Origin of the sequence: Streptomyces glaucescens (genome assembly GCF_000761215.1) — a bacterium.
Lineage (GTDB): Bacteria > Actinomycetota > Actinomycetes > Streptomycetales > Streptomycetaceae > Streptomyces > Streptomyces glaucescens_B.
Window position 1 is genome coordinate 280,087 of record NZ_CP009438.1, and the last position, 26,979, is coordinate 307,065.

At 72.5% G+C, this 26,979-nt stretch carries 24 protein-coding genes; 10 read left to right on the top strand and 14 right to left on the bottom strand.

The genetic code is table 11. The annotated features are described in order from the left end of the window. Window positions 1-77 precede the first annotated feature (77 nt). Together rfbC and SGLAU_RS01100 are read left to right on the top strand one after the other, a co-directional pair. On the top strand, window positions 78-626 hold the full coding sequence (gene rfbC, locus SGLAU_RS01095) for a dTDP-4-dehydrorhamnose 3,5-epimerase (RefSeq protein WP_043497507.1): 549 nt from the start codon (window positions 78-80) through the stop codon (window positions 624-626). Beyond that, a complete protein-coding gene (locus tag SGLAU_RS01100; RefSeq protein ID WP_043497513.1) occupies window positions 623-1,909 on the top strand; it encodes an NAD(P)H-dependent oxidoreductase in 1,287 nt (428 codons plus the stop codon). Before rfbC ends, SGLAU_RS01100 begins: the two co-directional genes overlap by 4 nt. Here SGLAU_RS01100 and SGLAU_RS01105 read toward each other — a convergent pair. The 7 genes from SGLAU_RS01105 to SGLAU_RS01135 all read right to left on the bottom strand — a co-directional run bounded on the left by SGLAU_RS01105 (window position 1,827) and on the right by SGLAU_RS01135 (window position 9,075). After that, the gene (locus SGLAU_RS01105) at window positions 1,827-2,720 is read right to left on the bottom strand and encodes a glucose-1-phosphate cytidylyltransferase (RefSeq protein ID WP_208868872.1); all 894 of its coding nucleotides are present in this window, start codon (window positions 2,718-2,720) and stop codon (window positions 1,827-1,829) included. The two genes, SGLAU_RS01100 and SGLAU_RS01105, sit on opposite strands and share 83 nt — an antisense overlap. Window positions 2,721-2,722: 2 nt before the next feature. Next, window positions 2,723-3,799: an NAD-dependent epimerase/dehydratase family protein gene (locus tag SGLAU_RS01110; protein ID WP_052413552.1), complete on the bottom strand. Its 1,077-nt coding sequence runs from the start codon at window positions 3,797-3,799 to the stop codon at window positions 2,723-2,725. A gap of 94 nt (window positions 3,800-3,893) precedes the next feature. After that, window positions 3,894-5,051, bottom strand: a complete 1,158-nt coding sequence (locus SGLAU_RS01115; RefSeq protein ID WP_052413553.1) for a hypothetical protein — start codon at window positions 5,049-5,051, stop codon at window positions 3,894-3,896. Window positions 5,052-5,173: 122 nt separating this feature from the next. After that, window positions 5,174-5,773 (bottom strand): streptomycin biosynthesis protein StrG, encoded by a 600-nt coding sequence (locus SGLAU_RS01120; RefSeq protein ID WP_043497515.1) that lies wholly within the window; start codon window positions 5,771-5,773, stop codon window positions 5,174-5,176. A 9-nt stretch (window positions 5,774-5,782) separates the two neighbouring features. Further along, a complete protein-coding gene (locus tag SGLAU_RS01125; protein ID WP_043497520.1) occupies window positions 5,783-6,628 on the bottom strand; it encodes a glycosyltransferase in 846 nt (281 codons plus the stop codon). Window positions 6,629-6,708: 80 nt separating this feature from the next. Next, window positions 6,709-7,755, bottom strand: a complete 1,047-nt coding sequence (locus SGLAU_RS01130; RefSeq protein ID WP_043497526.1) for an inosamine-phosphate amidinotransferase — start codon at window positions 7,753-7,755, stop codon at window positions 6,709-6,711. A gap of 396 nt (window positions 7,756-8,151) precedes the next feature. Next, entirely contained in the window at window positions 8,152-9,075 is a 924-nt protein-coding gene (locus tag SGLAU_RS01135; protein ID WP_052413554.1) for an aminoglycoside O-phosphotransferase APH(6)-Ib, read from the bottom strand. Window positions 9,076-9,225: 150 nt separating this feature from the next. On the opposite strand from SGLAU_RS01135, the gene SGLAU_RS01140 reads away from it, so the two are divergent. The 3 genes from SGLAU_RS01140 (at window position 9,226) to SGLAU_RS01150 (ending at window position 13,230) form a co-directional block, all read left to right on the top strand. Then, the gene (locus SGLAU_RS01140; RefSeq protein ID WP_043497527.1) at window positions 9,226-10,614 is read left to right on the top strand and encodes an alkaline phosphatase; all 1,389 of its coding nucleotides are present in this window, start codon (window positions 9,226-9,228) and stop codon (window positions 10,612-10,614) included. 147 nt (window positions 10,615-10,761) lie between these two features. Then, window positions 10,762-11,886 (top strand): DegT/DnrJ/EryC1/StrS family aminotransferase, encoded by a 1,125-nt coding sequence (locus tag SGLAU_RS01145; protein ID WP_244315150.1) that lies wholly within the window; start codon window positions 10,762-10,764, stop codon window positions 11,884-11,886. Between the two features lie 384 nt (window positions 11,887-12,270). Continuing rightward, entirely contained in the window at window positions 12,271-13,230 is a 960-nt protein-coding gene (locus SGLAU_RS01150) for an aldo/keto reductase (protein ID WP_043497533.1), read from the top strand. A gap of 209 nt (window positions 13,231-13,439) precedes the next feature. On the opposite strand, the gene SGLAU_RS01155 is transcribed toward SGLAU_RS01150, so the two are convergent. After that, window positions 13,440-14,615 carry a ParB/RepB/Spo0J family partition protein gene (locus SGLAU_RS01155; protein WP_244315151.1) on the bottom strand — a complete coding sequence of 392 codons (1,176 nt, stop codon included), beginning with the start codon at window positions 14,613-14,615 and terminating at the stop codon, window positions 13,440-13,442. 552 nt (window positions 14,616-15,167) lie between these two features. On the opposite strand from SGLAU_RS01155, the gene SGLAU_RS01165 reads away from it, so the two are divergent. The 3 genes from SGLAU_RS01165 to rfbD all read left to right on the top strand — a co-directional run bounded on the left by SGLAU_RS01165 (window position 15,168) and on the right by rfbD (window position 18,340). After that, the gene (locus SGLAU_RS01165; protein ID WP_043497537.1) at window positions 15,168-16,235 is read left to right on the top strand and encodes a glucose-1-phosphate thymidylyltransferase; all 1,068 of its coding nucleotides are present in this window, start codon (window positions 15,168-15,170) and stop codon (window positions 16,233-16,235) included. A gap of 42 nt (window positions 16,236-16,277) precedes the next feature. Further along, entirely contained in the window at window positions 16,278-17,270 is a 993-nt protein-coding gene (gene rfbB / locus SGLAU_RS01170; protein WP_043497539.1) for a dTDP-glucose 4,6-dehydratase, read from the top strand. Window positions 17,271-17,425: 155 nt separating this feature from the next. Next, the gene (gene rfbD / locus SGLAU_RS01175) at window positions 17,426-18,340 is read left to right on the top strand and encodes a dTDP-4-dehydrorhamnose reductase (protein WP_043506118.1); all 915 of its coding nucleotides are present in this window, start codon (window positions 17,426-17,428) and stop codon (window positions 18,338-18,340) included. On the opposite strand, the gene SGLAU_RS01180 is transcribed toward rfbD, so the two are convergent. From SGLAU_RS01180 to SGLAU_RS01190, 3 genes are all read right to left on the bottom strand, one after another. Then, on the bottom strand, window positions 18,330-18,932 hold the full coding sequence (locus SGLAU_RS01180; protein ID WP_043497542.1) for a dTDP-4-dehydrorhamnose 3,5-epimerase family protein: 603 nt from the start codon (window positions 18,930-18,932) through the stop codon (window positions 18,330-18,332). The genes rfbD and SGLAU_RS01180 overlap by 11 nt on opposite strands. Before the next feature lie 30 nt (window positions 18,933-18,962). Then, window positions 18,963-19,922, bottom strand: a complete 960-nt coding sequence (locus tag SGLAU_RS01185; RefSeq protein ID WP_043497543.1) for an inosamine-phosphate amidinotransferase — start codon at window positions 19,920-19,922, stop codon at window positions 18,963-18,965. Between the two features lie 63 nt (window positions 19,923-19,985). Next, on the bottom strand, window positions 19,986-20,897 hold the full coding sequence (locus SGLAU_RS01190; protein ID WP_244315152.1) for a phosphotransferase: 912 nt from the start codon (window positions 20,895-20,897) through the stop codon (window positions 19,986-19,988). Window positions 20,898-21,023: 126 nt separating this feature from the next. Here SGLAU_RS01190 and SGLAU_RS01195 point away from each other — a divergent pair, with 126 nt between their 5' ends. Next, window positions 21,024-21,794 (top strand): inositol monophosphatase family protein, encoded by a 771-nt coding sequence (locus tag SGLAU_RS01195; protein WP_043497548.1) that lies wholly within the window; start codon window positions 21,024-21,026, stop codon window positions 21,792-21,794. Window positions 21,795-22,012: 218 nt separating this feature from the next. Here the strand turns inward: SGLAU_RS01195 and SGLAU_RS01200 are convergent, their stop codons facing one another. Next, on the bottom strand, window positions 22,013-23,248 hold the full coding sequence (locus SGLAU_RS01200) for a DegT/DnrJ/EryC1/StrS family aminotransferase (RefSeq protein ID WP_043497550.1): 1,236 nt from the start codon (window positions 23,246-23,248) through the stop codon (window positions 22,013-22,015). A gap of 63 nt (window positions 23,249-23,311) precedes the next feature. Next, window positions 23,312-24,787 carry a GMC family oxidoreductase gene (locus tag SGLAU_RS01205; protein ID WP_244315153.1) on the bottom strand — a complete coding sequence of 492 codons (1,476 nt, stop codon included), beginning with the start codon at window positions 24,785-24,787 and terminating at the stop codon, window positions 23,312-23,314. Between the two features lie 188 nt (window positions 24,788-24,975). On the opposite strand from SGLAU_RS01205, the gene SGLAU_RS01210 reads away from it, so the two are divergent. Beyond that, window positions 24,976-26,250, top strand: a complete 1,275-nt coding sequence (locus SGLAU_RS01210) for a DegT/DnrJ/EryC1/StrS family aminotransferase (protein ID WP_043497551.1) — start codon at window positions 24,976-24,978, stop codon at window positions 26,248-26,250. Between the two features lie 17 nt (window positions 26,251-26,267). On the opposite strand, the gene SGLAU_RS01215 is transcribed toward SGLAU_RS01210, so the two are convergent. Continuing rightward, entirely contained in the window at window positions 26,268-26,966 is a 699-nt protein-coding gene (locus SGLAU_RS01215; RefSeq protein WP_099052750.1) for an HAD family hydrolase, read from the bottom strand. Window positions 26,967-26,979: the final 13 nt, after the last annotated feature.

The following is a 26,979-nucleotide window of genomic DNA, read 5'->3' on the forward strand; positions in this document are numbered from 1 at the left end:
GCCGCACCTGTCACCCGTGGCTGCCACTGTGTAGCTTCGTCATTCCGCAGGCAACCCGACGGAGGGAAATATCACCCGTGTTGATTCATGAAACTCCGCTGGCCGGCGCCGCTCTCATCGAACTGAGCGAATTGAGGGACGAAAGGGGGTTCTTCTCCCGCTCGTTCTGCCGGGAGGAGTTCGAGCGGGCGGGACTGGAGCCCGCCGTGGTCCAGTGCAATCTCTCGTTCAACCACCGCGCCGGCACGCTCCGCGGATTCCACTATCAGACGGAGCCGAACGCCGAGGCGAAGACGATTCGCTGCACGCGCGGCGCGATCTACGACGTGATCGTCGATCTGCGTCCCGACTCCCCCACGTTCCTGCGGCACTTCGGCGCGGAACTCACCGCCGACAACCGGCTCGCCCTGCACGTCCCCCGCAACTTCGCGCACGCGTACCTGACACTGGCCGACGACACGGAGACGGTGTACCAGGTCTCCGCCGCCTACACCCCCGGCGCGGAAAGGGGTCTGCGCTGGAACGATCCGGCGCTCGGGGTCGAGTGGCCGGCGCCGGTGAAGCTGGTGTCGGACAAGGACGCCGGCTGGCCGCTGCTGTCCGAGGTGCCGGCGGGGTCGCGATGATCATCGTCGACACCGCGCTGCGCCGGCGCGAGGAGCGGGACCGGCCGATACGGGTCGGCATGGTGGGCGCCGGTTTCATGGGGCGCGGACTGGCACGCCACATCGTACGGTCGGTGCCCGGCATGCGGCTGGCGGCAATCGCCAACCGGAGCCTCGCCACCGCCGAGCGCGCGTACACCGAGGCGGGCGTGCGGCCGGTGCGGGCGAACGGCGCGGGCGATGTCGAGGCCGCCGTGGCCGCCGGACGTCCCGTGGTCACCGAGGACGCCTTCGCGCTGCTCGCCGCCGAGGGGATCGACTGCCTGGTCGACGTCACCGGCGCGGTGGAGTTCGGTGCCAGGGTCACCGTGGCCGCCCTGGAGCGGGGGCTGCCCGTGGTGACGATGAACGCGGAACTGGACGGCACCGTCGGCCCGCTGCTCGCCCACCGGGCCCGTGCGGCGGGGGTCGTGCTCACCGCTGCGGACGGCGACCAGCCCGGCGTGCAGGGCAACCTGCTGCGCTTCGTGCGCGGTCTGGGAGTCACCCCGCTGGTCGCCGGCAACGTCAAGGGCCTCCAGGACGAGTACCGCACCCCCGCCACGCAGAAGGCGTTCGCCGAACGCTGGGGCCAGAACGTGCACATGGTCACGAGTTTCGCCGACGGCACGAAGGTCTCCTTCGAGCAGGCCATCGTCGCCAACGCCCACGGCCTGACCGTGGCGCGGCGGGGCATGTACGGACGCGGGCACACCGGCCACGTCGACGAGCTCACCGGCGTCTACGACATCGACGAGCTGCGTGAACTGGGCGGTGTCGTCGACTACGTGGTGGGCGCCAGGCCCGGGCCCGGCGTGTATGTGATCGGCACCCATGACGACCCCCGGCAGCGGCACTACCTGGAGCTGTACAAGCTCGGGAAGGGCCCGCTCTACAGTTTCTACACGCCCTATCACCTGTGCCACTTCGAGGTCCCGCACACCATCGCGCGCGCGGTCGACTTCGCCGACGCCGCGCTGACGCCGCCGGCCGGCCCGCGGGTCGACGTGGTGGCCACCGCCAAGCGCGACCTGAAGGCCGGCACGGTCGTGGACGGCATCGGCGGCTACGACACCTACGGCGTCGCCGAGACCCACGCGGCGACCCTGGCGTCCCGGCTGCTGCCCATGGGGGTCGCCGAGGGCTGCGTGCTGCGCCGGGACATCGCCCGGGACGCGGTGCTCACCTATGACGACGTACGGCTGCCGGCGGGCCGGCTGGTCGACCGGCTGCGCGAGGAGCAGAACGAGCTGTTCCCGGGCTGACGGACCGGTTCCCCGGCTGCTCCCACACCTTCCAGGGCGCGTCGCCGGCCGCCCACAGCTCGTTGAGGTGCTGGTAGTCCTTGAAGGTGTCCATCGCGCACCAGAAGTCGTGGTGGGGGTGCAGGGTGAGCTGCCGGTCGCGGGCCAGGCGCTGGAGCGGGGCGCTCTCCAGCCACAGCTTCGGGTCGTCGTCGAGGTAGTCGTCGAGGAATTCGCGGCGGAACATGAAGAACCCGCCGGAGACGAAACCGGTCACCCGGGTCGGCTTCTCGTTGAACTCCAGCACCTGGTCGTCCTCGACGTCCATCTCGCCGAACTTCGACGTCGGGTGGATACCGGTGACGGTGCCGATCCGGCCGGCAGCGCGGTGCTCCTTCTCCAGCGCCGCCAGGTCGATGTTCCCGACCCCGTCGCCGTAGCCCATCATGAAGTCGTCGGTGTCCACGTAGCGCCGCACGCGGCGCAGCCGAGCGCCGGTCGCCGTGTCCAGGCCGGTCTCGGCGAACGTGATCTCCCAGTTCTCGTCGGCCCGGTCGTCGTGGAAGCGGATCCGGTGCTCGTCACTGAGGGAGATGGTGAAGTCCGAGAGCTGGGCACGGTAGTCGAGGAAGAACTGCTTGATGGCCCAGCCCTTGTAGCCGAGGCACAGCACGAACCGGCGGAAGCCGTAGTGGCTGTAGATCTTCATGATGTGCCACAGGATGGGCCGGCCCCCGATGTCCACCATGGCCTTGGGCAGCCGTTCGCTCGCCTCCCTGATCCGGGTGCCGTAGCCCCCGCACAGGAGCACCACCGGAATGTCCGAGTCCACTGTCATCCCTCCTCAGCCGTGGCCGTGCGATGGTCCCCGTCCCGCCGGACGCGCGCGGGGCGCACCCGCAGGTCCCCGTCGAGCGAGCCCTCCCGCCGGCGGCGTTCGAGGACGGCGAGCCGGGTGAAGTCGTGCTCGAAGGCGGCGCGGGTCAGGCCCCGAGCGCGGTACTCCCTCGCCAGCTGGGCCGCGCCGTCGGGGATCGTCCAGGTGGCCCGGTGGCCCAGTTCGGTGCGGGCCCTGGTGAAGTCGACCCGGTAGGAGCGCGGGTCGTTGCCGGTCTCGCCGGTGATCTCCACCACCGAGCCGGGCACCGCCGCAGCGGCGGCCTCGGCGATCTCGGCCACGGTCCGGTTGTTCTCCTCGGTGCCGATGTTGAACGCCCGCGCCCGCACCGTGGCGGCGGGTGCGGCCAGTCCGGCCAGCACCGCCCGCGCGATGTCCTCGGCGTGCACCAGGGGCCGCCACGCGGTGCCGTCGGACAGCACGGTGACCCGGCCGCCCAGCACCGCCCGCCCCACCAGGTTGTTGAGCACGATGTCGGAGCGCAGCCGCGGCGAGAAGCCGAAGGCGGTGGCGTTGCGCAGGAAGAACGGCGCGAAGCCGGAGTCGGCCAGCTCCACGAGGTCGTCCTCGACCCGCACCTTGGACACGGCGTAGGGGGTGACCGGCTTGAGGGGGGCGTCCTCGTCGACCGGTGCGTCGCCGCTCTGCGCCCCGTACACCGAGCAGGTCGAGGCGTAGGCGAACCGGGTGACGCCGGCCTCCTTCGCCAGCCGGGCGAGGCGGGTGGAGGCGTGGTGGTTGACGGCGTGGGTGAGCTCAGGGTCCAGCGAGCCCAGGGGGTCGTTGGAGAGGGCGGCCAGGTGCACGACGGCGTCATAGCCGCGGAGGGTGTCCACGGTGACGTCACGCAGGTCCAGGGCGAGGCCGGGGACGTCCGGGACGTCCAGGGCGCCGAGTACCCGGGAGGCGAACAGGCCGCTGTCCAGGCCGGTGACCTGGTGGCCCGCGGCGGTCAGCACGGGGGCCATCACGGTGCCGAGGTAGCCCTGATGGCCGGTGAGCAGGATGCGCACGGAGCTTGGCTCCCTTGTGTCGGTCGCGTACGGCTGTCTCGGCCGTGCGCGGCTGTCCGGGTCGGGTACGGCTGTCTCGGCCGCGTACGGCTGCTCAGCCGAGGACGGCGCGCCAGCGCGGGTCGGTGACGTCGACGCCGGACGAGGCGAGCTTTCCGCGCAGGTCGTCCCGCAGCCGGCCCAGGGTGGTGCCGGACTGCCGCAGGTTGGCGGCGAGCCGGGTGCCGCGGGCGCGGTAGGCGGGGGGCGCGTCGGGGCGGGCGGTGAAGTTCTCCAGCAGCAGCGCGTCGATGTGCGCCGACCACGGCAGCTCGTGGATGCCGGCGGCGATCTCGCTGGGCCGCAGCCGGTGCCAGTAGGAGATGCCCCCGGCGTGCACCATCTGCGCGGAGAAGACCTTGGTGCCGGGGAAGCTGTGGAAGTGGGCGATCCGCCAGCCCGCGGCCAGGGCCATGAGCTGGTAGAACATCAGCCCGTCGAAGACGACCCGGATGACGCCGTTGCCGTTCTGGGCGTGGTGGTGGCGCTCGTGGCTGCGGACCTCGCGCCCGTCGTCGAGCACGTCCAGCAGGCCGCCCTGCGGAAAGGGCAGGCGCGGGCCCTCCATGGCCAGCACCTTGGCGAGCGCCGCCTCGTGGTGCGGCTCGATCAGGCGCACCATGGCGCCGTCGATCTCCTTCTCGGGGCCGGGCGGTGTGTAGGAGTACGCCGCCGGCGAGACGGGGCCGCCGATGGCGCGCTCGATCTCGGGGCGGGCCAGCGGGTTGATCGCCATGAACGGCGGCGCGGCCAGCGGGATCGGGCCGTAGCTGAGCGGGCTGCTGACGGCGACGTCCGGTTCCAGATCGTCGGTGCACCGAGTGAACCAGTCGGCGTCCATGACGAAGCAGTCGCTGTCGACGATGCCGAACGGCCGGTCGAGGTTGCGCAGCAGGAACTCGAAGATCTCGTGGCTGCCGACCCGTTCGTCCAGGTCGAAGGCGGGCCGGCCGCCGGACATGGTGTCGCGCAGGCGGATCTCGTCGTCGGTGAGCCCGCTGCACACGAAGGCGATGTTGAGCCGGGGCGGCACGAAACGCAGGAAGTGCTGGATGACGTGCATCAGTCCGGAGGAGAAGAAACAGAACCACACCGGTGTGTCGGCGGGAAGTCCGGCCAGGAACGTACGGAACCGCTCGTCCTGGGACAGCAGGGCCTCCTCGTAGGAGGGGTCCGCTGCGCGGGCCGGAGCGGGATGCGCGCTGGTCTGCATACAGGCCTCATGACGTCGAACTGGTGGTGGACGGCACGTTCACCGCTGCCCCCGCCCGGGCCGCGCGGGCCGGGGTCCGGCGCTCGCGCGGCCCGGGCGGCCGGGCGGTGTCCGCGGCGGGGTCAGAGGACGTCCCAGTACTCCCCGAGCAGGAACGGCATCCCGAAGGAGACCGACTTCTTGTCGTTGGGGCGGTACTTGTCGCGGGGGATGGTGCGGAAGTCCATGCTGACCCGGCTGATGTCGGTGTCGTTGACGACGTTCCCGTGCCAGGTGTTGGCGCCGTCGAAGACGATCACGTCGCCGTACTCGGCGCGCACGGGTTCCTTGTCGATCCACACCGTGTTGTTGCCGTAGGCGCGGGTGAGCGGCACCCAGTAGTTGACCTCGTTGGGGTCGTGCCCGAAGTCGCTGTCGCGGTGCCAGTCGCCGACGGCGAGGGAGTTGCGCAGGTGCACCCGGAAGGTGGGCACGCGCTGGATGTAGTGGTGTTCCGCGTCCGCGCCGAGCAGGGTGCGGGCCAGCTCGCGGTAGGCCGGCTCGACGGCGTCGAAGGCCTCGTAGAACCGCTTGTGGTAGTCGGTGCTCTGGTCGGTCTCCCGGGTCGCGACCCGGTCACTCGCCGCGAGGCCCTCCAGGTCGTCCACCGCCAGCACCTTGCGCACCAGATCCCCGAGCGGGATCTTCCCGACGTCGTAGTGCAGCCGTGTGAATGCCGCCATGTCCCCTCCTCAGATCCGCATCCGGCCGCGCAGCCGGGTGCACCGCCGGTACCAGCCGTCCACCAGTTCGTCGGTCGCGGGGTCGCCGGACTCCCCGTCGCTCTCCTCGAACCCCCGGCCCGCCGCGCGCAGGGCCAGGCGTCGTGCCGCGATGCGCAGCGGGACCGCCGGCACGGTCAGCTCCTCCAGGACGCTGCCCACCCGCTCCAGCGGGCCGAGGTCGAAGAACTGCCGCTGCCAGCGCAGTTCGTTGTACCGCCAGTCCTTCAGGCCGTTGAAGCCGCGGCCCGCGTTGTGGTGCATGACGTCCTGGAGGTCCTGCACCATGACGCGCTTCCCGGCGGCGCGCACCAGGGAGGCGAGGATGACGCCGAGCCCCTCGAAACCGCGGTAGCGGCCCGCCGGGAAGCGCACGTTCTCGATGACCCAGCGGTTGACGCACAGGATGACGTCGTCCACGGCGTGCACCTCGTGCAGGCCCGAGCCGTAGTCGTGCACCTTGTCGTAGTCGGTGACGCGGCCGCGCCTGGTCGCCTTCTCGTTCCACCAGGCCAGGGAGACGGTGTCCGAGCCGCCGAGGGAGCCGAGCATGCCGACGGAGTCGTCCTCGAAGACCGGTGCGGCGACGTCGGCGGGGTTCTTGCGCAGCTCGACGTCGTCGTGGAGCATCACCAGGCCGGTGACCTCCGAGTTGGCGGCGGCCTGGTCGAACATGGCGTTGTACGCCTCGAACAGGGAGCGCTGGTTGCGCATGGTGAACAACGGGCTGCCCGGTGTCCGGACGCGCTCGATTCCCGGACGGCAGATGCGGTCGAACAGGTCGGACGGGCCGACGCAGACTCCGTATCCGATCACGTTGGGGCGAACCTCCTGTCGCGGTCGGGGGGGTGAGTGGCCTGCGGCCGAAGGGGGCCGCCGCAGGCCCGGACCGGACGTCAGAACCGGTAGGTCTCCAGGGAGCCGGTCCGCCGGACGTCCAGCGTGGCGCAGTGGAAGCCGCCGCCGAGGGTGCGCGAGTGCGTGAGCTGGAGCGGCAGCACGTCGACGCCGTGCTTCTCCAGCACCTTGATCAGGCCGGTCTGACGGCGGTCGACGACCGCGAGGTCGGGGCGGACCACCAGCAGGTTCATGCCGATCCACACCGAGCAGTGCGGCTTGTCCCCGGTGAAGCCGATGTCCACCAGCTCCGGGCAGACGACGGTCTGCCAGGAGCGCAGGAAGTCCGGCATGTTGTCGTCGTTGACGCGCGCCGGGTTGACGAGGACCAGGCCCGGGCGCAGCGGCACGATCGTGGAGTCGACGTGCGTGGAGGCGTACAGGCCGCGGCAGGGGTGGACCTTGTAGGTGCTGCCGAGCGCCGACTGGAGCCATTTCGCGCCCAGTTCGTTGCCGCTGTCGGAGACCAGGTAGAGCAGGTCGGTGCCGAACCGGAGCACGTTGGCGGCGTCGAACACCGGCTCCAGGTCGGTCAGCCGCTGTCCCGCGGGCGCGGTCGGCTCGTACATCTCGTCGGCGAGCCGCGGCTTGGGCGCGGAGAGCCACCGGGCACCGCTGGCGAAGTACTCCAGCAGGATGTCCTTGTAGGCGAGGGACTCGAGGAAACGGGCGCGCAGCGCCATCGGTGACTCGATGACGGTCTGGCCGACTGCGAGCAGTCCGTCGCGCGGGCAGTAGTCGTGGAAGCCGTCGGTCTGCCAGTCGGGGGTGGCGACCAGGGCCGAGTTGTCACGCTGCCCGGGCCGCCGGACGGTGACGCCGAGCTTGGTGAGCTCCTCGCTCAGGACGTGCAGTTCCTCCTCGGTCTCCTTGAGCACCCGGTCCGGGTACGGGCCGGCGGGAACCTGGTCCTGGCTGTCGTACTCGTCCGCGTACTCCACGGCGAACACGCTGCGGTCGGCCCGGGGGACCCGGGCACCGACCGCCGTTCCGACGATGATCTCCTCCAGCGGGTCCCATTCGTTGTGCACACTGACCAGGCTCATGGCCCTCCTCAACTGCTGTCGGCAGGAATTGGTGCTGCGACGGACGCTTCAGCGGGTGTTTCAGCGCGAATTCGACATGTGTTCGGCGGACGTTCCGGGGAGTGCTCGCGGGCTTGCCCCGGCCTTGTCGAAAAGAAGCCGTGCGCGGCAGCGGCGAACCCCGCGGCGAAATCACGCCGCCGCTGCCCGCCTCGCTGTCGCCTCGCCCTGGAATTGCAGGCCGAGTGAGCCGCCAATGGGCCGCGAGCATAGCGAAGCCGGGGCGCGGTCGGCGAACACGGCCGCCGTTCGACTGAAGAATGTCGGCACTCGAACAGGGGACTTCCCCCGGATAAACCGAATCGGCGGTGCCGGGGCACCGCCGATTCCTTTGCCGTCGTCCCGGCCCGGCCGGGGTCAGTGGCCCCGCAGCGCCTGTGCGAGCGTGACGGCGGCGGGGTCGAGGGCGGCACTGCCGTCCTCGATGTCCCACAGGGCGTTCTGCAGCAGCCTGCCGTACGTCCAGCCGGCCGCCCGTGCCCGGTCCAGGCCGAGGACCTCGGTCAGCAGGTCGAAGCGGCGTCGCACGACGCGTACGACGTCCCGCTGTGCGACGATGTCGTCCCACCGGCTGTCCAGGGCGGGCCACAGGTCGAAGCCGGGGTCACCGGCGAGCGGTTCGGGGTCGATGGCGAGCCAGGGTTCGCGCTCGGCGGCGAGGACGTTGCCGTAGTGCAGGTCCCAGTGCAGCATCCGGTCGCCGGGTTCGCCGACCAGTTCGGCCACCGCCGACGCCCAGTCGTTCAGCAGCCGCCGGTCGGCCGGGTCGGCCAGCGCCGCGACCGCCCGCGGCACCTCCTCCAGCATGGCGCCGGCGATGTCGCCGAGGCCGCGCAGCCCCCGCGGCGCGGGGACGGACACCAGCCGGGCCAGCAGCCCGGCGAGTACGCCCATGGCGGCGTCGTCGTCCTCGACCGAGGCCAGCGTGCGGGACGCGTCCAGCCGCTCCAGGAGCATGGTGCTGCTGCGCGGGTCGTGGTCGAGCAGCCGCACGACGCCGTGCCCGTTCCAGGTGCGCAGTCCGGTGATGGCGGCGGAGGTCTCCTCCCTGGGCAGCTGGAGCTTGAGGACGGCGCGGGTGCCGTCGGTGCGCAGCACCGGCAGCACGAGGGAGGCCTCGCCCGACGCGGAGGCGCCGTCCGCCGTCAGCTCCCAGCGGTCCAGTAATTCCTCGACCAGCGCGGGCAGGGCGGCGATCCATGCCTGTCCCTCCTCGCCGAAGGCGCGGGCGTACGACGCCGCCAGGGGTTCCGGGATCTCCACCAGTTTTGACGTGCTCATATCGAATTCCTCGGGAGGGAGCGGGTGTTTCTCCCGCAACCTATCGGAGATCGGTACAGGCTCCCGCCGTCCGTGGACGGTGGTGGGGCCGAGGACCGCGGGATACGGTCGCCGCCGTCCACCGGCCGTACTCTCCGAAGGAGTTGATCGATGACGGCAGTCATTCCCGGGACCGGACGCGCGGCGCGGCGGTCCGCGCGGCGCTGGGGCGGTGTCGCCGCGGCGCTGGTGACGGCGCTGACCGTGACCTCCGCCGCCCCCGCACCCCGCATCGGCGTGACCGGCACCGAACCGGCCCGCCCGCGCAACGTCATCCTCCTCGTCGGTGACGGCATGGGCGACTCGGAGATCACCGCGGCGCGCAACTACACCGTCGGCGCCGGCGGGCGGCTCGCCATGGACCGGCTGCCGATGACCGGTTCCTCCCTCACCTACGCCGTGGACGAGCGGGGCCGCCCCGACTACGTCACCGACTCCGCGGCCGGCGCCACCGCCTGGGCCACCGGGCACAAGACGGTCAACGGGCGGGTCGCCAAGACCCCCGGCACCGACCGGCCGTTGCCCACGCTGCTGGAGCTGGCCCGGCGTCAGGGCTACGCCACCGGCAGCGTCACCACCGCACGCCTCACCGACGCGACGCCCGCCGCGCTCACCGCCCACGTCACCGACCGGTCCTGCGCGGGCCCGGCAGACATGGCGGCCTGCCCGGCGGACGCCAAGGAGCGCGGGGGCGCGGGCTCCATCGCGGAACAGACCGTGGCGCTGCGCCCGGACGTGCTGCTCGGCGGCGGCGCGGACGTGTTCGGGCAGCGGATCACGGCCGGCCCGCACCGGGGGCGGACCGTCCTGGAGCGGGCCCGGGCCGAGGGCTACCAGGTGGTGCGGGACCGTACCGGTCTGCGGGCCGCCCGCCCGGACCGCCCGGTCCTCGGGCTGTTCGCCGACGGGCCGCTGCCGGTCGAGTGGACCGGGGTCCCGGCCCGGCCCGGCGGCACCGCCCCCCAGCGCTGCGGCACCGGTGCTCCCGCGCACCCGGCCGGCACGCCGAGCCTGGAGGAGTCGACGCGGGCCGCGCTGGAACTGCTGACGGCCCGTGCGCGGCGGGCCGGCGCCGCCGCCGGGGGGTTCTTCCTGCAGGTGGAGGGAGCCGCCATCGACGACCGGGCTCACGACGCCGACCCGTGCGGCCAGATCGGGGAGACCGTCGCCTTCGACCGTGCCGTCGGGGCAGCGCTGGCCTATGCGGCACGCCATCCCGGCACGCTCGTCGTCGTGACGGCGGACCACGGCAGCGGCGGGCAGATCCTGCCGCTGGAGGCCCGGCCGCCGGGCCGGTCCGCGACGCTCGTCACCGACGAGGGAGCGCCCCTGCATCTCGGCTACGCCAGCGGCGCGCCGGACGACGTGCAGGAGCACACCGGGGTGCCGGTCCGGGTCGCCGCCCGCGGGCCGTACGCGGAGCGGGTCGTCGGCGTGCACGAGAACACCGCGCTGTTCCACACCGTGCGCACCGCGCTCGGCCTGCGCTCCATTCACTAGTTGCTTCCGACCCGGCCGAATTCACTTTCAAGTGCCTGCGGTTGAAGAATTTCCCCGCCCCCATCAGCATGGTCCGGCGGAAACAGGAATACGCAGTCACCGCAGATGCCGCCACACAATTGAAGGATGTGACCTTTGAGCTCCTCCGTGGAATTACCGAGGTGGCCCCAGCTCTCCGACGACGATGTCGAGGCGGCCGTCGCCGCATTGCGCGCCAACCGCCTGGTGGGGCTGGGCAATCCGGTCGTCGAGCAATTCGAATCGGCCCTCGCCGAGAGCCAGGCCGTCGAGCACGCGGTCGCCGTGTCCACCGGCACTGCGGCGGTCCACCTCGCCCTGCACGCCCTCGATGTCGGTCCGGGTGACGAGGTGATCGTCCCCGCCCACACCTTCATCGGCTCGGCGAGCCCCATCGCCTACCTCGGGGCCCGCCCGGTCTTCGCCGACGTCACCCCCGACACCCACTGCCTGGACCCCGACTCGGTGAAGTCCCTGATCACCGAGCGGACCAAGGCGATCGTCGTCGTCCACATCAACGGCGTGGCCGCGGACATGGCGTCGCTGTCCGCGATCGCCACGGACGCCGGCGTCCCGCTCGTCGAGGACATGGCTCAGGCGCTGGGCACCAGCATCGGCGGCCGTCCGGTGGGCGGCTTCGGTGACCTGGCGTGCGTCAGCCTGTTCGAGCAGAAGGTGATCACCTCCGGCGGCGAGGGCGGTGCCGTCCTGACGAACAACCCCGGCTACGCCGAGCGCGTCCGCCGGCTGCGCAGCCACGGCGAGGGTCCCATCGCCGACCGTCCCGGCCTGATCTGGGCGTACGAGGTCGGCTACAACTACCGGCTGACCGCGGTGCAGGCGGCGGTCGGCCTCAGCCAGCACGGGCGGCTGGGCGAGATGGTGGAGGCACGCCGGCGCAACGCCGCGTACCTGTCCGAGCGGCTGGCCGACGTCGAGGGCCTGGAGCTGCCGGTCGAACCGGAGGGCACCGTGCACGCCTTCTGGAAGTACGTGGTGCGGGCGGTGCCGGGCGGTGGCCGGCCGACGGCCGCCGAGATCGCCGCGACCCTGCGCTCGCGCGGTGTCCCGGTCCTGCTGCGCTATCCGTTCCCGCTGCACAAGCAGCCCGCCTTCGCCGAGCACCAGTCGGTGTCGCTGCCGGTCGCGGAGCGGCTGTCGCAGGAGCTGCTGGCGCTTCCGTCGCACCCCGCGCTCACCGAACGGCACCTCGATCACGTGGCGGCCGAGGTCCGCAAGGCGTTCACCGGGTGAGGTGACACCTGGGCGCCGCGCCGCCACTCCTGCCGGGGCCGACCTCGGCGGGCCGCCGGACGCGCGGCGCCCCCGTGACCCTGCGAGCGCTCCGTACGGCTCGCGTCCGCGACGGGGCGGGGTCCTGCCGGGCGGCCGGGCGGGCCGCACCGGGCGTACCGCTTCAGGCGGGCCGCACCGGTCCGCACGGGTGTCCGCCCCCGCCGCCCGCCCCGTCGCGGCGCGGCCCCCACCGGCACATGACGCGTCGTCCGTCACCGGCCGGCGCGGCCGTTCCGGCAGGATCCCGCCCCGCTCCCCCGAACGCCCGTGCGCCCAGCGGTCCGTGCGACGCGGTGCCGCGACCGCCCCCGCGACCTCAGCTCAGGAGAATCTGGAGAGCACATGTCCTCTGTTCCACTGCCCGTCTCCTCCGACGCCTCGTCCCAGCCCGACGGGGCTCCGCCCCTGCTGCTCGGCACGTCCGCGTTCGGGCAGGACGAGCGCGGCTTCCCCGTGTACGACGCCTACTGGGAGGGCGGCGGCCGGGCCTTCGACACGGCGTGGCTCTACGGGCACGCGTACGGACCCGGCTGCTGTGAGCGCACCTTCGGCGCCTGGGCGAGGTCCCGGGGCGTCGAGAAGGAGGTGTGGGTGCTGGCGAAGGGCGCGCACACCCCGGAGTGCCTGCCGGACCGGGTGGAGGCGCAGCTCGCCGAGAGCTTCGACCGCATGGGTCGCGATGACGCAGCCATGTACATGCTCCACCGGGACAATCCCGACGTGCCGGTCGGAGAGTTCGTGAGCGTGCTGGCGGACCTGGTGGCACGCGGCCTCATCGGCGCCTACGGCATGTCGAACTGGTCACTCGACCGGGTGCGGGAGGCCGTCGGCTACGCCCGGGAGCAGGGGTTGCCGGCACCGGCCGGGGTGAGCAACCAACTGAGCCTCATCGACATGGTGCAGCCCATCTATCCGGGCACGATGGGCTCCCACGACCCGCGCTGGCGGGCGTGGCTCACCGAGAACCCGGTCACGCTGTACCCCTGGGCGAGCCAGGGTCGCGGGGCCCACGCCCTGGCGGACCCGGCCGAGTTGCGGACGAGTCCGCTCGCCGAGTGCTGGTACAGCGAGACCAACGTCGAGCGTCTGCGACGGGCGCGCACCCTCGCCGAGCGCAGGGGTGTCTCGTCGACCGGCATCGCGCTGGCCTGGACGCTGTCCCAGCCCTTCCGCGTGGTCGCGCTGATCGGTCCGCGGCAGCCGGAGGAGGTCCGCGATTCGCTGGCCGCGGCGGAGCTGCGGCTGACCGAGGCGGAGCGGGACTGGCTGGAGAACGGTACGGGAGAGCCGCCCCGGGAGTGACCGGAGGCGGGACGGCGGCCACGAGCCCCGGCGCGGGACCCGGCCTCGCCGTCGTCCCGCCCCGTCGCCGTCCCCCACTCCCCCGGTCCCTGCTGTCGGTCCGGTCCCTGCCGTCGCTCCGTTCCCTGCGGCCGGCCGCTCACCGTCCTGTGCCGGGCCCCTGCCGCACCGCGGTCACCGTCCGGTGTCGGCCTCGCCCCGCTCTCCGGTCACCGTCCGGCGCGGGGCGTCCTGCGCCCCGGGGCACCGGCGCTCGCGGGTCCGCGCAGGACGGTGTCGCAGCACGGGTCGGCGGGAGGCACGGGGCGGTCGGGCGCGTCGGGGACCTGGACGGTGACCTCCCCCGTCCGCCGGGACTCCAGTGCGGCCGCGCGGCGTGGCATGCCGGCGGCGGACTGCCCGGCGCCTTCGGCCTCCTGGCGGCCCGGTGCGCCGCCGGTCTCCTGCTCCGCCCCGGATCCACGGGCCCGTTCGAGCTGCTCGGCGACGAGCTGCCAGGTCTGGGAACAGCCCCGGGCCAGCTCGGCGACGGCTCCCACGCGGTGCGCCGGGACGTTCCGCAGCAGTCGCTCCCAGTCCTGCGGGCGCACGGCCGCCACGGTGAGCCACCGCAGCAGCGTCCTGCCGTCCTCGGTGAGCCGTACGGAGGGGTCGCGGCTGAGGTGGCGCAGGATCAGCGCGCGGGAGGGCCGCTCGGCCTCGGCTTCGTCGTACGGCCGCTCCGGCGTGTGGGCCGGCTCGGGGTTCGTGCCGGGCTCGGTCCGCGCGCGGCCCCGTTCGGGGACCGGCCCCTCACCCCGCTGGAGCCGTTTGCGCACGTCCGATACGGTTCCCAGCGAGACCCCGGCCTGGGCGGCGATCTGGCGCAGCGGGGCCGAGGGGTTCTCCTGCATGAGCCGTCCGGCCAGCCGCCGTCCCTCGGCGGGGTCGACGGGACGGGCCCTCCCGTCCCTGCCGATGCGGACGTTCGATTGAGGAAGTCCCTCGGTCGAACGCGCCCGGAGTGCCGCCACGGTCTTGGCCGAGAGGCCGGTCGCGGTCCCGATCGCGCGGTCCGACCACATGGGGTGGCTGCGCAGGATGCGCGCGGCGGCGTCCTTGCGGTCCTGGAGGCCGAGCGGCAGGCCGTGGGTGATGTTGGCTTCCACGGCGAGGACGAAGGCCTCCTTCTCGTCGCCCTCGAAGAACCGGACCGCCAGCTCGCTCTCCCCGCGGAGTTCGGCGGCCCGCAGGCGGTGCATTCCGTCGACGACCCGCATCGTGGAGGCCATCACGATGATGGGCGGGAGTTCCGCGCCGGATTCCGCGAGGGCGCGGATGTGTTCCGGGTCCTCCCCGGCACTTCGCGGCGAGTCGGACGGCCTCAGGGATGCAATGGGAACCATGACGACACCGGATAACTTCGCGCTGTTCCCGTTGAGTTCCGATACCCCCCGGGAGGACAGGTCGTGCATGTCGAACTGACGACGGGAACTGAGCTCCATTACACACCTTTCGGTCAAAAAGGCATTTTCGCTGAATGGCGCAACGTGCAACGCACGACTTCCCCCAACTTCCTTCAATGTACGATTATCACCTGCCGCCTCGTCAGTAAAGCAACTGTAAATGACCGGAAAAGGTGGGGCCGCCGGCGAGTGCGGGGCGGTCCAGCTGGGCATCCGGGGCGCCCGAGACGGGCCACGGCGGTCCGTCCACGGCGGCCTGCCGGGGGAAGAGCCGCCGGGCCGCCCGCCATGGGTGGGGGACCTACGGCTGTTTCCGGCCGCCGGACGGCCACGAAACGAGCGCCGAACAACCGCGCCCCTTACACCCCCGGGTCAGGCCGGGACAGAGATCAGGTCACTCACCACAGTGTTTCCGCCACCGTCCTGCGGCCGTACCGCTCATGCGTCGCCGGCCCGCCCGTGGCCCCACGTCACGTCACGCAGGGAGAGAACATGAAGGCGCTCGTCCTGGCCGGCGGAGCCGGCACCCGCTTACGGCCGATAACCCACACGTCCGCGAAACAACTCGTGCCGGTCGCCAACAAGCCGGTCCTCTTCTACGGCCTGGAGGCCATCGCGGCGGCCGGGATAACCGATGTCGGCATCGTGGTCGGCGACACCGTCGCGGAGATAACGGAAGCCGTGGGGGACGGCTCGAAATTCGGTCTCGACGTCACCTACATCCCGCAGCGGAAACCACTCGGCCTCGCCCACGCCGTCCGCATTTCCCGCGATTACCTGGGCGACGACGACTTCGCCATGTATCTCGGCGACAATTTCGTGGTGGGCGGGATCGACCAGCCCATCCGTGCGTTCCGCACCCACCGGCCGGACGCCCATCTGCTGCTCACCCGGGTGTCCGACCCCCGCTCCTTCGGCGTGGCCGAACTGGACGAGCGCGGCCGGGTGCGTCACCTGGAGGAGAAGCCGACCCACCCCGGCAGCGACCTGGCACTGGTCGGCGTGTACCTGTTCTCCCCCGCGATCCACGAGGCCGTCCGGGCCATCGAGCCGTCCTGGCGGGGCGAGCTGGAGATCACCCACGCCGTGCAGTGGCTGATCGACGAGGGCAAGGACGTGCGGTCCACCCTGATCAGCGGCTACTGGAAGGACACCGGCAACGTCACCGACATGCTGGAGGTGAACCGGCTGGTGCTGGAGACGGTCGAGCCGCGGTGCGACGGGGACGTCGACGAGGACAGCGAACTCATCGGACGCGTCCGGGTCGACGAGGGCGCCGTCATCCGCAACTCCCGGGTGATCGGGCCCGTCGTGGTCGGCAGCGGCACGACGATCACCGACTCGTACGTGGGGCCGTTCACCTCCATCGCCGAGGGCTGCCTGGTGGAGGACAGCGAGCTGGAGTTCTCCATCGTGCTGCGCAACGCCTCCATCTCCGGAGTGCGGCGCATCGAGGCGTCCCTCATCGGGCGGCACGTCCGGGTGACCGCGGCCCCGCCGGTACCGCACGCGCACCGCCTGGTCCTCGGCGACCACAGCACGGCCCAGATCTCCTCCTGACCCCGATCGACACCGACCGAAGACGGAAGGCGGCTCACCCGCATGGCCACACGTCTGCTCGTCACCGGCGGCGCCGGATTCATCGGCTCGCACTACGTCCGCACCCTCCTCGGTCCGGACGGGCCGCCCGACGCCGTCGTCACCGTGCTCGACGCCCTGAGCTACGCCGGCAACCTCGCCAACCTCGACCCGGTCCGCGACCACCCCCGGCTGCGCTTCGTCCACGGCGACATCTGCGACGCGGACCTGGTCGACCGGGTCATGGCCGGCCAGGACCAGGTCGTGCACCTCGCCGCCGAGTCGCACGTGGACCGCTCGCTGCTCGATGCCGCCGCGTTCGTGCGGACCAACGCCGGCGGCACGCAGACACTCCTCGACGCGGCCCTGCGGCACGGCGTGGCCCCCTTCGTGCAGGTGTCCACCGACGAGGTCTACGGCTCGCTGGAGACGGGGTCGTGGACGGAGGACGAGCCGCTGCGCCCCAACAGCCCCTATGCCGCCTCCAAGGCGTCGGGCGACCTGCTCGCGCTGGCCATGCACGTCAGCCACGGCCTGGACGTGCGCATCACCCGCTGCTCCAACAACTACGGCCCCTACCAGTTCCCGGAGAAGCTCGTCCCACGGTTCGTCACCCTGCTGCTGGAGGGCCGCAAGGTGCCGTTGTACGGCGACGGGCTGCACGTACGGGACTGGCTGCACGTGGACGACCACGTGCGCGGTATCGAGGCGGTGCGGGCCCGCGGCCGGGCCGGGCGCGTCTACAACATCGGAGGCGGCACCTCGCTGGCCAACCGGGACCTCGTGGACCTGCTGCTGAAGGCGTGCGGCGCCGGCTGGGACAGGGTGGAGCACGTCCCCGACCGCAAGGGCCACGACCGCCGCTACTCGGTCGACGCGAGCCGGATCCGCCGCGAGCTGGGACACGTCCCCGCGACGGACCTGAGCACCGGCCTGGCCGCCACGGTGGCCTGGTACCGCGACAACCGCGCCTGGTGGGAGCCCCTGTGCGCCGGCCGCGCCCCGCAGACCGCGTGATCCCGGACGCGTACGTCCCCGGGACGTACCGGCCGCGGCACCTGCCGGCCGCGCACAGCGCCGTCCGCCGGCCGGGGCACGCGCCGGCCGCGCCGGCAGAGCACCGGAGGTCCGCCGTCATGCCCCTACCCGCAGAGCACCGGAGGTCCGCCGTCATGTCCGTACCCCTCGGCTCTCGTTGGCTCGTCACCGGCGCGTCCGGGATGCTCGGGCGCGAACTCACCGCGCGCCTGAGCCGCCGGGGCGTCCCGGTGGTCCCGCTGGGCCGGGCGGACCTGGACGTCACCGACCCCGCCGCCGCGCGGGCGCTGCTGGCCCGGCACCGGCCCGCGGTGCTCGTCAACTGCGCGGCCTGGACGGCGGTCGACGCGGCCGAGGCGCACGAGGCACGGGCCCTGGCGGTGAACGGCGAGGGACCCGGTCACCTGGCCCGCGCCTGCCGGGCGACGGGCACCCGGATGATCCAGCTGTCCACCGACTACGTCTTCGCCGGGCTCGCCGACCGCCCGTACCGGGAGGACGACCCGCCCGCGCCGCGCACGGCCTACGGCAGGACGAAGCTCGCCGGGGAGCGGGCGGTGCTCGACACCCTCCCGGACGGTGGCTACGTGGTGCGCACCGCCTGGCTGTACGGGTCCGGCGGCGCGAACTTCGTCTCCACGATGATCCGCCTGGCGGCCGCGGAGGGCACCGTGCCCGTCGTCGACGACCAGCACGGCGGACCGACCTGGACCGGTGATCTCGCCGACCGGCTCCTCGCGCTCGGCGCCGCGGCGCTGCGGGGCACCGCGCCGCCCGGTGTCTACCACGCCGTGAACGCGGGGAGCACGACCTGGCACGCGCTGGCGCGGGAGATCTTCCGGCGGGCCGGGGCCGATCCCGGCCGGGTCCGGCCGATCGGCAGCGGGGAACTGGCCCGGCCGGCCGCCCGGCCCCCGTACAGCGTCCTCGCCCAGGGCCGGTGGCGGGCCGCCGGTCTCGCCCCGCTGCGCGACTGGCGCGCCGCGCTCGCCGAGGCGTTCCCCGCGCTGCTGCGCGCGTCGGCGCGGGGCGGCACGGTCAGGCGGTGAAGCGGCGCCGCAGTTCCCGGTGGAAGTCCGCACAGGTGTGGTAGTCGGGCAGCAGTCCCCGCAGGGCGGACTCCTCCAGGCCGGGGGCCCGGCTGTCCTTGGCGGACAGCACGGGCTCGATCCCGGGGGGCCAGGCGATGCCCAGGGCCGGGTCGAGCGGGTGGACCGCGTGCTCACGCTCGGGGGCGTAGCCCTCGGAGGTGAGGTAGACGACGGTGGCATCGTCGGTGAGGGCCATGAAGGCGTGTCCCAGTCCGGCCTCGATGTACACGCTGCGCCGCGGGTCGTCGAGACGGACCGTCTCCCAGGCGCCGTAGGCGGGCGAGCCCGCCCGGATGTCCACCACGACGTCGAGCACGGCGCCGCGGAGGCAGGTGACGTACTTGGCCTGGCCCGGTGGGACGTCGGCGAAGTGCACACCCCGCACGACCCCTTTGCGGGAGACGGAGCGGTTCACCTGGGCGACGCCCGGGACGTAGCCGAGCGTGTCGCTCAACGGGCCGCCGCGGAAGAGTTCCTGGAATTCCCCCCGCTCGTCGCCGAAAACCCGCGATTCCACCAGCCAGGCACCTTCGATACCGAGCGGACGCACGCCTGAACTCCTTTTCTGTGGACATCCGGTTCAGAACCGGTACGACTCCAGAGTTCCGGTCCGCCGCACATCGACGGTGACCCGGTGGAAACCGCTGCCCAGTGCCCGGGCATGGGTCAGCTGGAGCGGCAGCACGTCGATTCCGTTGTTCTCCAGGACGCGCATCAGATCCGCCTGCCGCCGGTCCACGATCACCAGTCCGGGCCGGACGACGAGAATGTTCGACCCGCCCCACCCCGAGCTGTGGACGGCGCCGTCCGGCGGACCCGGATCCACCAGTTCCGGGCACACGATCCGTTTCCACGTGCGCAGGAACGGGGGAATGTGCTCGGCGTCGACCCGCTCCGGATTGACCAGGATCAGACCCGGGCCGAGCGGGACGACGGCGAAGTCGCCGTGCGGCGAACCGTGGGGTCCCCGGCAGGGGTGCACGGTGTACCTCTCCCCCAGCGCCGCCTGCAGCCAGCGCGCGCCCAGCGCGTTGCCGCTGTCGGACACCAGATAGAGCAGGTCGGTGCCGATCCGCAGCACCGTGTCCGCGTCGAAGACCGGCTCCAGTTCGCGCAGCCGCTCCCCGGCCGGCGCCGTCGGGTCGTACATGACGTCGGTCAGCACCGGCGGCGGCGCCGAGATCCAGCGGCTGCCGCTGGTGAAGTACTCCATCAGCAGCATCCGGCAGGCGGGCGACTGCAGGGACGGGAGACCGGGCACCGCCGGCGTCTGGATGACGGTCTCGCCGACGGTCAGCAGTCCGTCCCGGGGCCGGTAGGCGAGGGCGGTGTCCGCGCCGCGGTCCGGGGGCGCGGGCGGGCTCGCGGGGTCCTGCGGCGGAAGGCGGCGGACCGTCACGCCGAGGCCCCTCAGCTCCTCGCACAGGCCGTCGAGCTCGTCCTCGGTCTCGCGCACCATCCGGTTCTCGGAGCCGACCGCCGTTCCGACGACGATCTCCTCCAGCGGGTCCCATTCGGTGTACACGCCGGCCAGGCTCATGGTGTCCCTCTTCACCTCGCTGTACGTCTGGGGAAGCAGTCGCGGCGGGCACCCGCGCCCGGGTCAGCCGGCCGGGAGGTAGCGCAGCAGCCGTCCCCACATGGCGTGGTCGTCGGCGTCGCCCGTGTGCGGCGCGGCGAACCGGGCCGTGTACTCGGCGATCTCGGCGAGCTGCCAGCGCAGCTCGTAGAACCTGAGGAAGAGCCCGCGACCGTCCGGCGCGGTGCCGAAGGCCCGGGCGACCGCGGCCCAGTCCCGTTCCGGAGGGGCCCACATGGTGCTGCCCCAGTCGAGGATGTCCACACCGTCCCCGAACAGGACGTTGGCGGGGCTGGGGTCGCCGTGGGTCAGCGCGGGCGGTTCGCCCTCCCAGCGCGCGGCGCACTCGGCGGCCACGCGTGCCGCCTCGCGGCGCAGCTCGGCCACCCGGTCCCGGCACCCGGTGACGAGCCGGGTGAGCCGGCTCCCGTAGGGGCCCAGGTGGTCCGTGTCCCCCTCCAGGGCCGTGCGCAGTGCCTTCTCCAGGTCGCCTTCGAAGGGGAAGCCGAAGTCCTCCACGGGCACTTCGGCGGGCAGCCCGCCGGGGGTGGCGAAGCCGTGCACCTCCGTCAGCCGGGCGACGAGCAGGTCGAGTTGGGCGGGGGTCGGGGGGACGCGCCGGGCGGTGGCCCGCTCGACGTAGGGGAAGACCACGACGGGCAGTCCGGACAGATCGTGCACCACGCCGCCGTCGCCCGCCGCGAGGGGGGCGAGCACGAAGTGCTTCCCGGCCCGGCGCAGCAGCAGGGCGGCTTCGTAGGCGCCGGGGAAATGGCCGTCGAGATCACGGCGGACGCTGATCCACAGCGGGCCGTACCGATAGGACCAGCTGTCCTCACCGAGGGGGAAGAACTCCAGGCGGTGCGTTGTCTCGTCGATGGGAACGACATCCCGGAATTTCTCCGCGACAAGCCGGACCAGATTCCGGCGATCCACGAGCTCGTTTTCCAAGAGCATGCCAAAGGCTAACACCGTGACGGGGTTGCCGGAGGCGTTCAACCACCTTTGTGGGATGGGTTGTTGAGGGCCCGATCGAACCGTTCGGAAAGATATGGTGGCCCGATGGAAAACGACAGCGACGTGCTCCTCGCACACCGGCTCGTGGATGTCGCGGACGCACTTTCCCTGCGCTATTTCGGGCGGACGCCCGCGTCGCGGCAGAAGGCCGACGGCAGCCCGGTCAGCGAGGCCGACCTCGCGGTGGAGGAGGCCCTGCTGGAGATCCTCGCCGTGGAACGGCCCGGTGACGCGGTGCTCAGCGAGGAGAGCGGTACGAGGTCGGCGGCGGCACGCCGCTGGATCATCGACCCGATCGACGGGACGATCCCCTTCCTGGCGGGGCGGCGCGACTGGGGCACCCATGTCGCCCTGGAGGTCGGCGGGGAGCTGCGGATCGGTGTGCTCAGCCGCCCGACGGAAGGCCTCCGCTGGTGGGCCCGGCAGGGTGGCGGCGCCTACGCCTCCTCCGCGGGCGGGCCGTGGTCGACGGCGCGCCGGCTGCGCGTCGAGCCGTCGCGTGTCCCGCTCGGCCGGGCCCGGGTGGGCGGCTTCCTGTTCGCGGGCTCGCCCTTCGAAGCGGTGCGGGAGCGGGTGCGGTGGGTCGAGTCCTCCGTGTGCCTGGTCGCCGATCTCCTGGAGGGGCGCGTCGAGGGGATCGTCGACGAGGGGGGACACGTCTGGGACCGGGCGCCGGCGGCCCTGCTGGTGCGGGAGGCCGGCGGCCGGGTGGACGATCTGCACGGCGGGCACCGGCTCGACCGGCCGTGGCTCGTGTACGGGGCGGACGGCCTCGCCCCCCGCCTCGCCGGGCTGGTGCGCAGCGTGGCCGGCTGACGGGGCGGCGCGAGGGCGGGACCGGTGCGGGGGATCCGGTGCGGAGCCGAACGCCGAGCGGGGCGGGGGCCCGGGCGGCGCGCGAACTCCGTCGGCCCGCAGACTCGGGCCGCCCGCAGGCTCGGGGCGGCGCGCGAACTCCGGCGGCCCGGGGACCGTGGGCGGCGTGGGAACGCGGAGGCGCGGGCGGGGGCCCGGGTGCCCCCGCGCGCTCCCCGTCAGTCCGCCCCGCCGCCCAGGACCGCGCGGCGGAACTCCGCCGCCACGGCGTCGATCTCCGGCTCCGTCGACCCGGCGTGCACCCCGAAGCCGGCGCCCAGATAGCTGTCGGACACACCGGTGGCCAGGGCCACGGACCGGGCGAGGATGTCGTCGGTGCGGGGCAGGGCACCCCGTTCGTAGTTGCGCAGCCACCGCCCGGGGCCCGGCGCCCGGAAGGGCACGGCCGTGCGGTCGCCCCGGCCGAAGGCGGCCAGCGCGGGCAGGCTGCCGTAGTAGTGCGTCGGCGAGTCGAGCAAGGGCTTGGCACCGATGCGGTCGGCGACGTCCTGGGCGTGCTTGGCGTCGTCGAAGACGTAGACCGCGACGGTGCCGCACTCCCCCGCCGGGTCGTGGAGCGTCCTGGGCCGTACGTCGGGCAGGTCCCCGATGCGTTCCACCAGCCGCTGCTTGACGGCCCTGACCCGGTTCAGGACCCGGTCCAGCTTGCCGAGCTGGGCGAGCGCCACGGCGGCGTGCAGTTCGCCGAGACCGAGGTTCATGCCGAGCAGCCGGTCGCCCTCGCCCCGGTCCTCGCGGTAGGGGAACCACCCCTGGTCGTGGAAGGAGTAGGCGCGCTGGAAGACCAGGGGGTCGGAGGTGAGGACGAACCCGCCCTGGAGGGCGGTGATCACCTTGTAGTGGTTGAGCGAGAAGGCGCCGGCCCGGCCGATGGTGCCCAGCGGGCGGCCCTGGTGGGCCGCCCCGGCGGCCTGCGCGCAGTCCTCCACGAGGTGCAGTCCGCGCGCGTCGGCGATGCGGCGCAGGGCCGTCATGTCGGCGGGGGCGCCCAGCATGTGCACCGGCATGATCGCCTTGGTCCGCGGGGTGATCTTCGACTCCACGTCGGCCGGGTCGAGCGTGAGGGACTCGTCGATCTCGGCGAGCACGACGTCGGCCCCGCAGTGCAGCACGGAGGCGATGGAGGCGACGAACATGTAGCCGGGCACGATCACCTCGTCGCCCGGTCCGATGCCCAGCCCCACCAGGGCGGCGATCAGCGCCGAGGTGCCGCTGTTGACGGCGAGGCAGTGCCCGCTGCCGAACCGCTCGGCGGCCGCCTGCTCGAAGCGGCGCACCATGTTCCCTTCGCCCGGGTCGTCGAAGGTGTCGCGGCCGGTGCGCCAGCGGTCGAGCACCGCGAGTACGTTGTCGCGTTCCTCGTCGTCGACGAAGCGGTATCCGGGTCCCGGCACGGTTCCTCCCTGGGGTTGGCGCGGGCTGAGAGTGGGGTCGTGGAGCCGTCGTCCGGCCGCGGGTCACACCGCCGCGGCGAGGAGGGCGGCCAGGCGTCGGGAGAGCGCGAGGGCGGTGAGCGAGGGGTTCGCGGCGCCCAGCCGCGGGAAGACGACGGGGCCCGCGGCGTACAGGCGCGGCAGTTCCGCGAACTCCTGGCGTGAGGTCAGCACACCGCCCAGCGGCAGGCTCCCGCCCTCGTGGTCCTCGGTGCCCAGCAGGCTGGTCCAGGACTCCGGCACCCCGGTCGTCTGCGACCGGGTACGGCTGGGCAGTACGCGGGTGTTGTCGCGGCCGGGGTCGCCGTACTCGCTGAACTCCAGGGGGGCCGCGGGCAGTCGCAGTTCCCCGGCGAGCGACCGCCAGAAGGCGCTCAGCGCGTCCCGTTGCGCGGTGACGAGGTGGCGGTCCTCCGGGAGCAGCGCGGTGCGGACGCGGGTGCCCCAGGGCAGGCCGGGGCCGCCCGAGCACTCGACGACACTGTCCGGGTTGGGGAGCTGCTCGCCCGTCACCCGCACGTCGAGGAGGGTGTCGCCGTACTCCGTGCGGTGCACGTCCAGCCGCAGGTAGGAGCGGGTGCTGTGGTGCGCCGGCACGTAGTGGGAGCCCAGCGGGGGGACGGCGCCGGCCGTCCCGGGCAGGCGGACCACGAAGCCCTGCACGATGTGGTCCGCGAGTCCGCCCAGGCGCGGTTCGGCCAGGGCGCCGACCGAGGTGAGCGCCTGGATGCCCAGCCGGGTGCTCTCCACCGTGCCGGCGCACAGCACCACGGCGTCCGCGGTGACGGTCCCGACCTCGCCGGCGGTGTCCCGTACGAGTACCCCGCGCGCGGCACCGGCGCGTACGTCGACGGCGAGGACCTCCGTGTCGCACCGGACGCGCAGACCGGCCGGCGGGCGCGGCACGCCGTCCTCGGTGGGCCACCGCGTCAGGGGGCTGTACGCCTCCCAGCGGCCGTCGCTCGACGGGTGCCGGCAGGCGCGGGGCAGGGACCGGAAGTCCTGGCCGCCGAAGCGGTGCAGCCGGCTCGCGCCGGCGGGCGTCGGGGAGCTCCAGGCGAGCAGTTCGGCGGTGACCCGCTCGTACAGGGAGGCGCCGCCCCGCCAGCTCTTGGTGAGGTCGTCGATGACATCGGAGGGCCACCACGGGGGGCGCAGTGCCCAGTCCTCCAGCGGCAGGATCACACCGTGCCAGTACAGGGACCGGCCGCCGAGCCGGCGGCGCAGACCGGATATGCCGGTGTAGTGCGTCGAGTCGGATTCCCAGGGCCGCCGGAAATAGGGGTCGTTCTCGGGGGCGAAAACGGTTTCCGTCGCCCCGTCCTGCGGCAGTCCCAGATGGATGTGCGTGAGGTCGTCGCCGGGCCCCGCCTCGATCAGGAGGACGTCGTCGATGCCGTGCTCCACGAGCGCCGTGGCCACTTCCAGTCCCGCGAGGCCACCGCCCACCACCACGATCGCGGCGGAATCGGCGACGCCACCGGAAAGACGAATGGTCACCCACGACTCCTCACACGTTGTTTTCCTGCCGTCAGGCCGAAGCGTACCCAGCCGTTCGACTGCGCGACTTCCGCAGTCGAACGTGCGCCGACGTGTGCGGATCGGAAACGGGACACTGTGGCGTACGTCTGCCGATCGTGCGTACATTCCATGGTCTTCCATCGCATCCCCGAAGAGCGAGGGCAACCATGGGAAATTCGCTGGCAATCTCCGGTGGGCCTCGGCTGGTCGACCGGGAGTGGCCGCGCTGGCCGCAACCGGGAGACCGGGCACTGAAAAGTCTCGAAGACGTGTTGACGAGCGGTCGCTGGACCATCAGTTGCGCCTATCAGGGACGGCAATCCTACGAGCGACAATTCGCGGAGGCATTCGCGGAGTACTGCAATTCCCCCCTGTGCGTGCCGGTGGCGACGGGGACGGCCGCGCTGGCCATCGCCCTGGAGGCCTGCGGAGTCGGCGCGTCGGACGAGGTGGTGGTGCCCGGTCTGAGCTGGGTGGCCTCCTCGTCGGCGGTGCTGGGGATCAACGCCGTGCCGGTCCTGGTCGACGTCGACCCGGAGACGTACTGCCTGGACCCGGCGGCGGTGGAGGCCGCCATCACCGACCGGACGCGCGCCATCACCGTGGTCCACGCCTATTCGGCCGTGGCGGACCTCGACGCCCTGCTGGACATCGCCCAGCGCTACGGCCTGCCGCTGGTCGAGGACTGCGCGCACGCGCACGGTGCCCGGTACAGCAACTGGCCGGTGGGGGCGTTCGGCACGGCGGGCGCCTTCAGCATGCAGGGCAGCAAGCTGCTGACGTGCGGTGAGGGCGGCGCCGTGATCACGGACGATCCCGAGATCGCGAGCCGTGCGGAGCATCTGCGCGCGGACGGCCGCATGCTGCGGCGGGACGCCGTGGACGTGGGCGAGATGGAACTGATGGAGACGGGCCGGCTGATGGGCAGCAACGCCTGCCTGTCCGAGTTCCACGCGGCGGTGCTGCTGGACCAGCTCGACCTGCTCGACCAGCAGAACGCACGCCGCAGCAGGTCGGCCGAGCGGCTGTCCGTCCGGCTGGCCGAGCTGGGGCTCACGCCGCAGAGCACCTCGGCCGGGACGACCGAGCGGGCCTACTACCGCTATGCGGTGCGGCTCCCGGACGAGGTGCTGGCCGTCGCCCCGGTGGACCGGATCGCCCAGGCGCTCGGCGCGGAGCTGGGCTTCCCGGTCATGCGGACGCACCAGCCGCTCAACGACAATCCGCTGAACCGGCCGAGCACCCGGCGCAGGTTCGCGATCGACCGCGAGTACATGACACGGATCGACCCGGCCCGCTTCGACCTGCCGGTCGCCCGGCGCGTCCACGACAGCGTGGTGAGCTTCGGCCACGAGGTGCTGCTGGCTCCGCTCGACGCGATCGACGACATAGCGGAGGCGTTCGCGAAGGTCCTGTCACACGTGGGGGAACTGGCCGTCTGACGACCTCGCCCCGGCGGTCACCGCACCGGGGCGGGTCTCGCCCGGCCGCGCAGGAGCGGGCCGAGCCGGTCGGCCAGGACGTCCGGCGTGGAGACGTGCAGGGTCTGCATCCCGAGGGCGGCCCCGGCACGCAGCACCGGGAGCCGGTCGTCGATGAGCAGCGTCTCCTCGGCGCCGGCCCGGGTCCGGCGCAACGCCTCGGTGAAGAACGCCCTCGCCGGCTTGACCCGGCGGATCCGCCAGGACGAGCAGAGCACGTCGAACATCGCGAAGTGACCGTGCGCCTCGTCCTTCAGCCGGTCCCAGTGTTCGGCCTCGTTGTTCGTCAGTACGAGGGTCAGGTCCGGCCGTTCCTCGCGGACTTCCCGGAGGACCCGGAAATTGTCTTCGTAGGCACGCACGCGCGCCATGTACATACGGTCCAGCCAGCGTGTGTCGAGAATTCCCCGACCGGTCCAGGAAAGCCCGCCGACAAGCTGCTGGAAGACCTGGTGCACATGCTTTCGGCCACTTTCGTAGACACGGGCCGACGCCATGGCGTGCCGAGTCGTCTCCGCTTCGTCGCGGCTGTACCGGCGGGCCACCTGGGCGAGGAAGTCCGTTTCTTCGTTGATGTTGTTGTAAAGCACCCCACCGGCATCCACGAACAGGGTACGAATCACCACGCCGCCCTTTCTCCGCTGCTTTCTCCCTTTCGCGTCCAGCAGGGCGACCATACTCCGGGAAGTG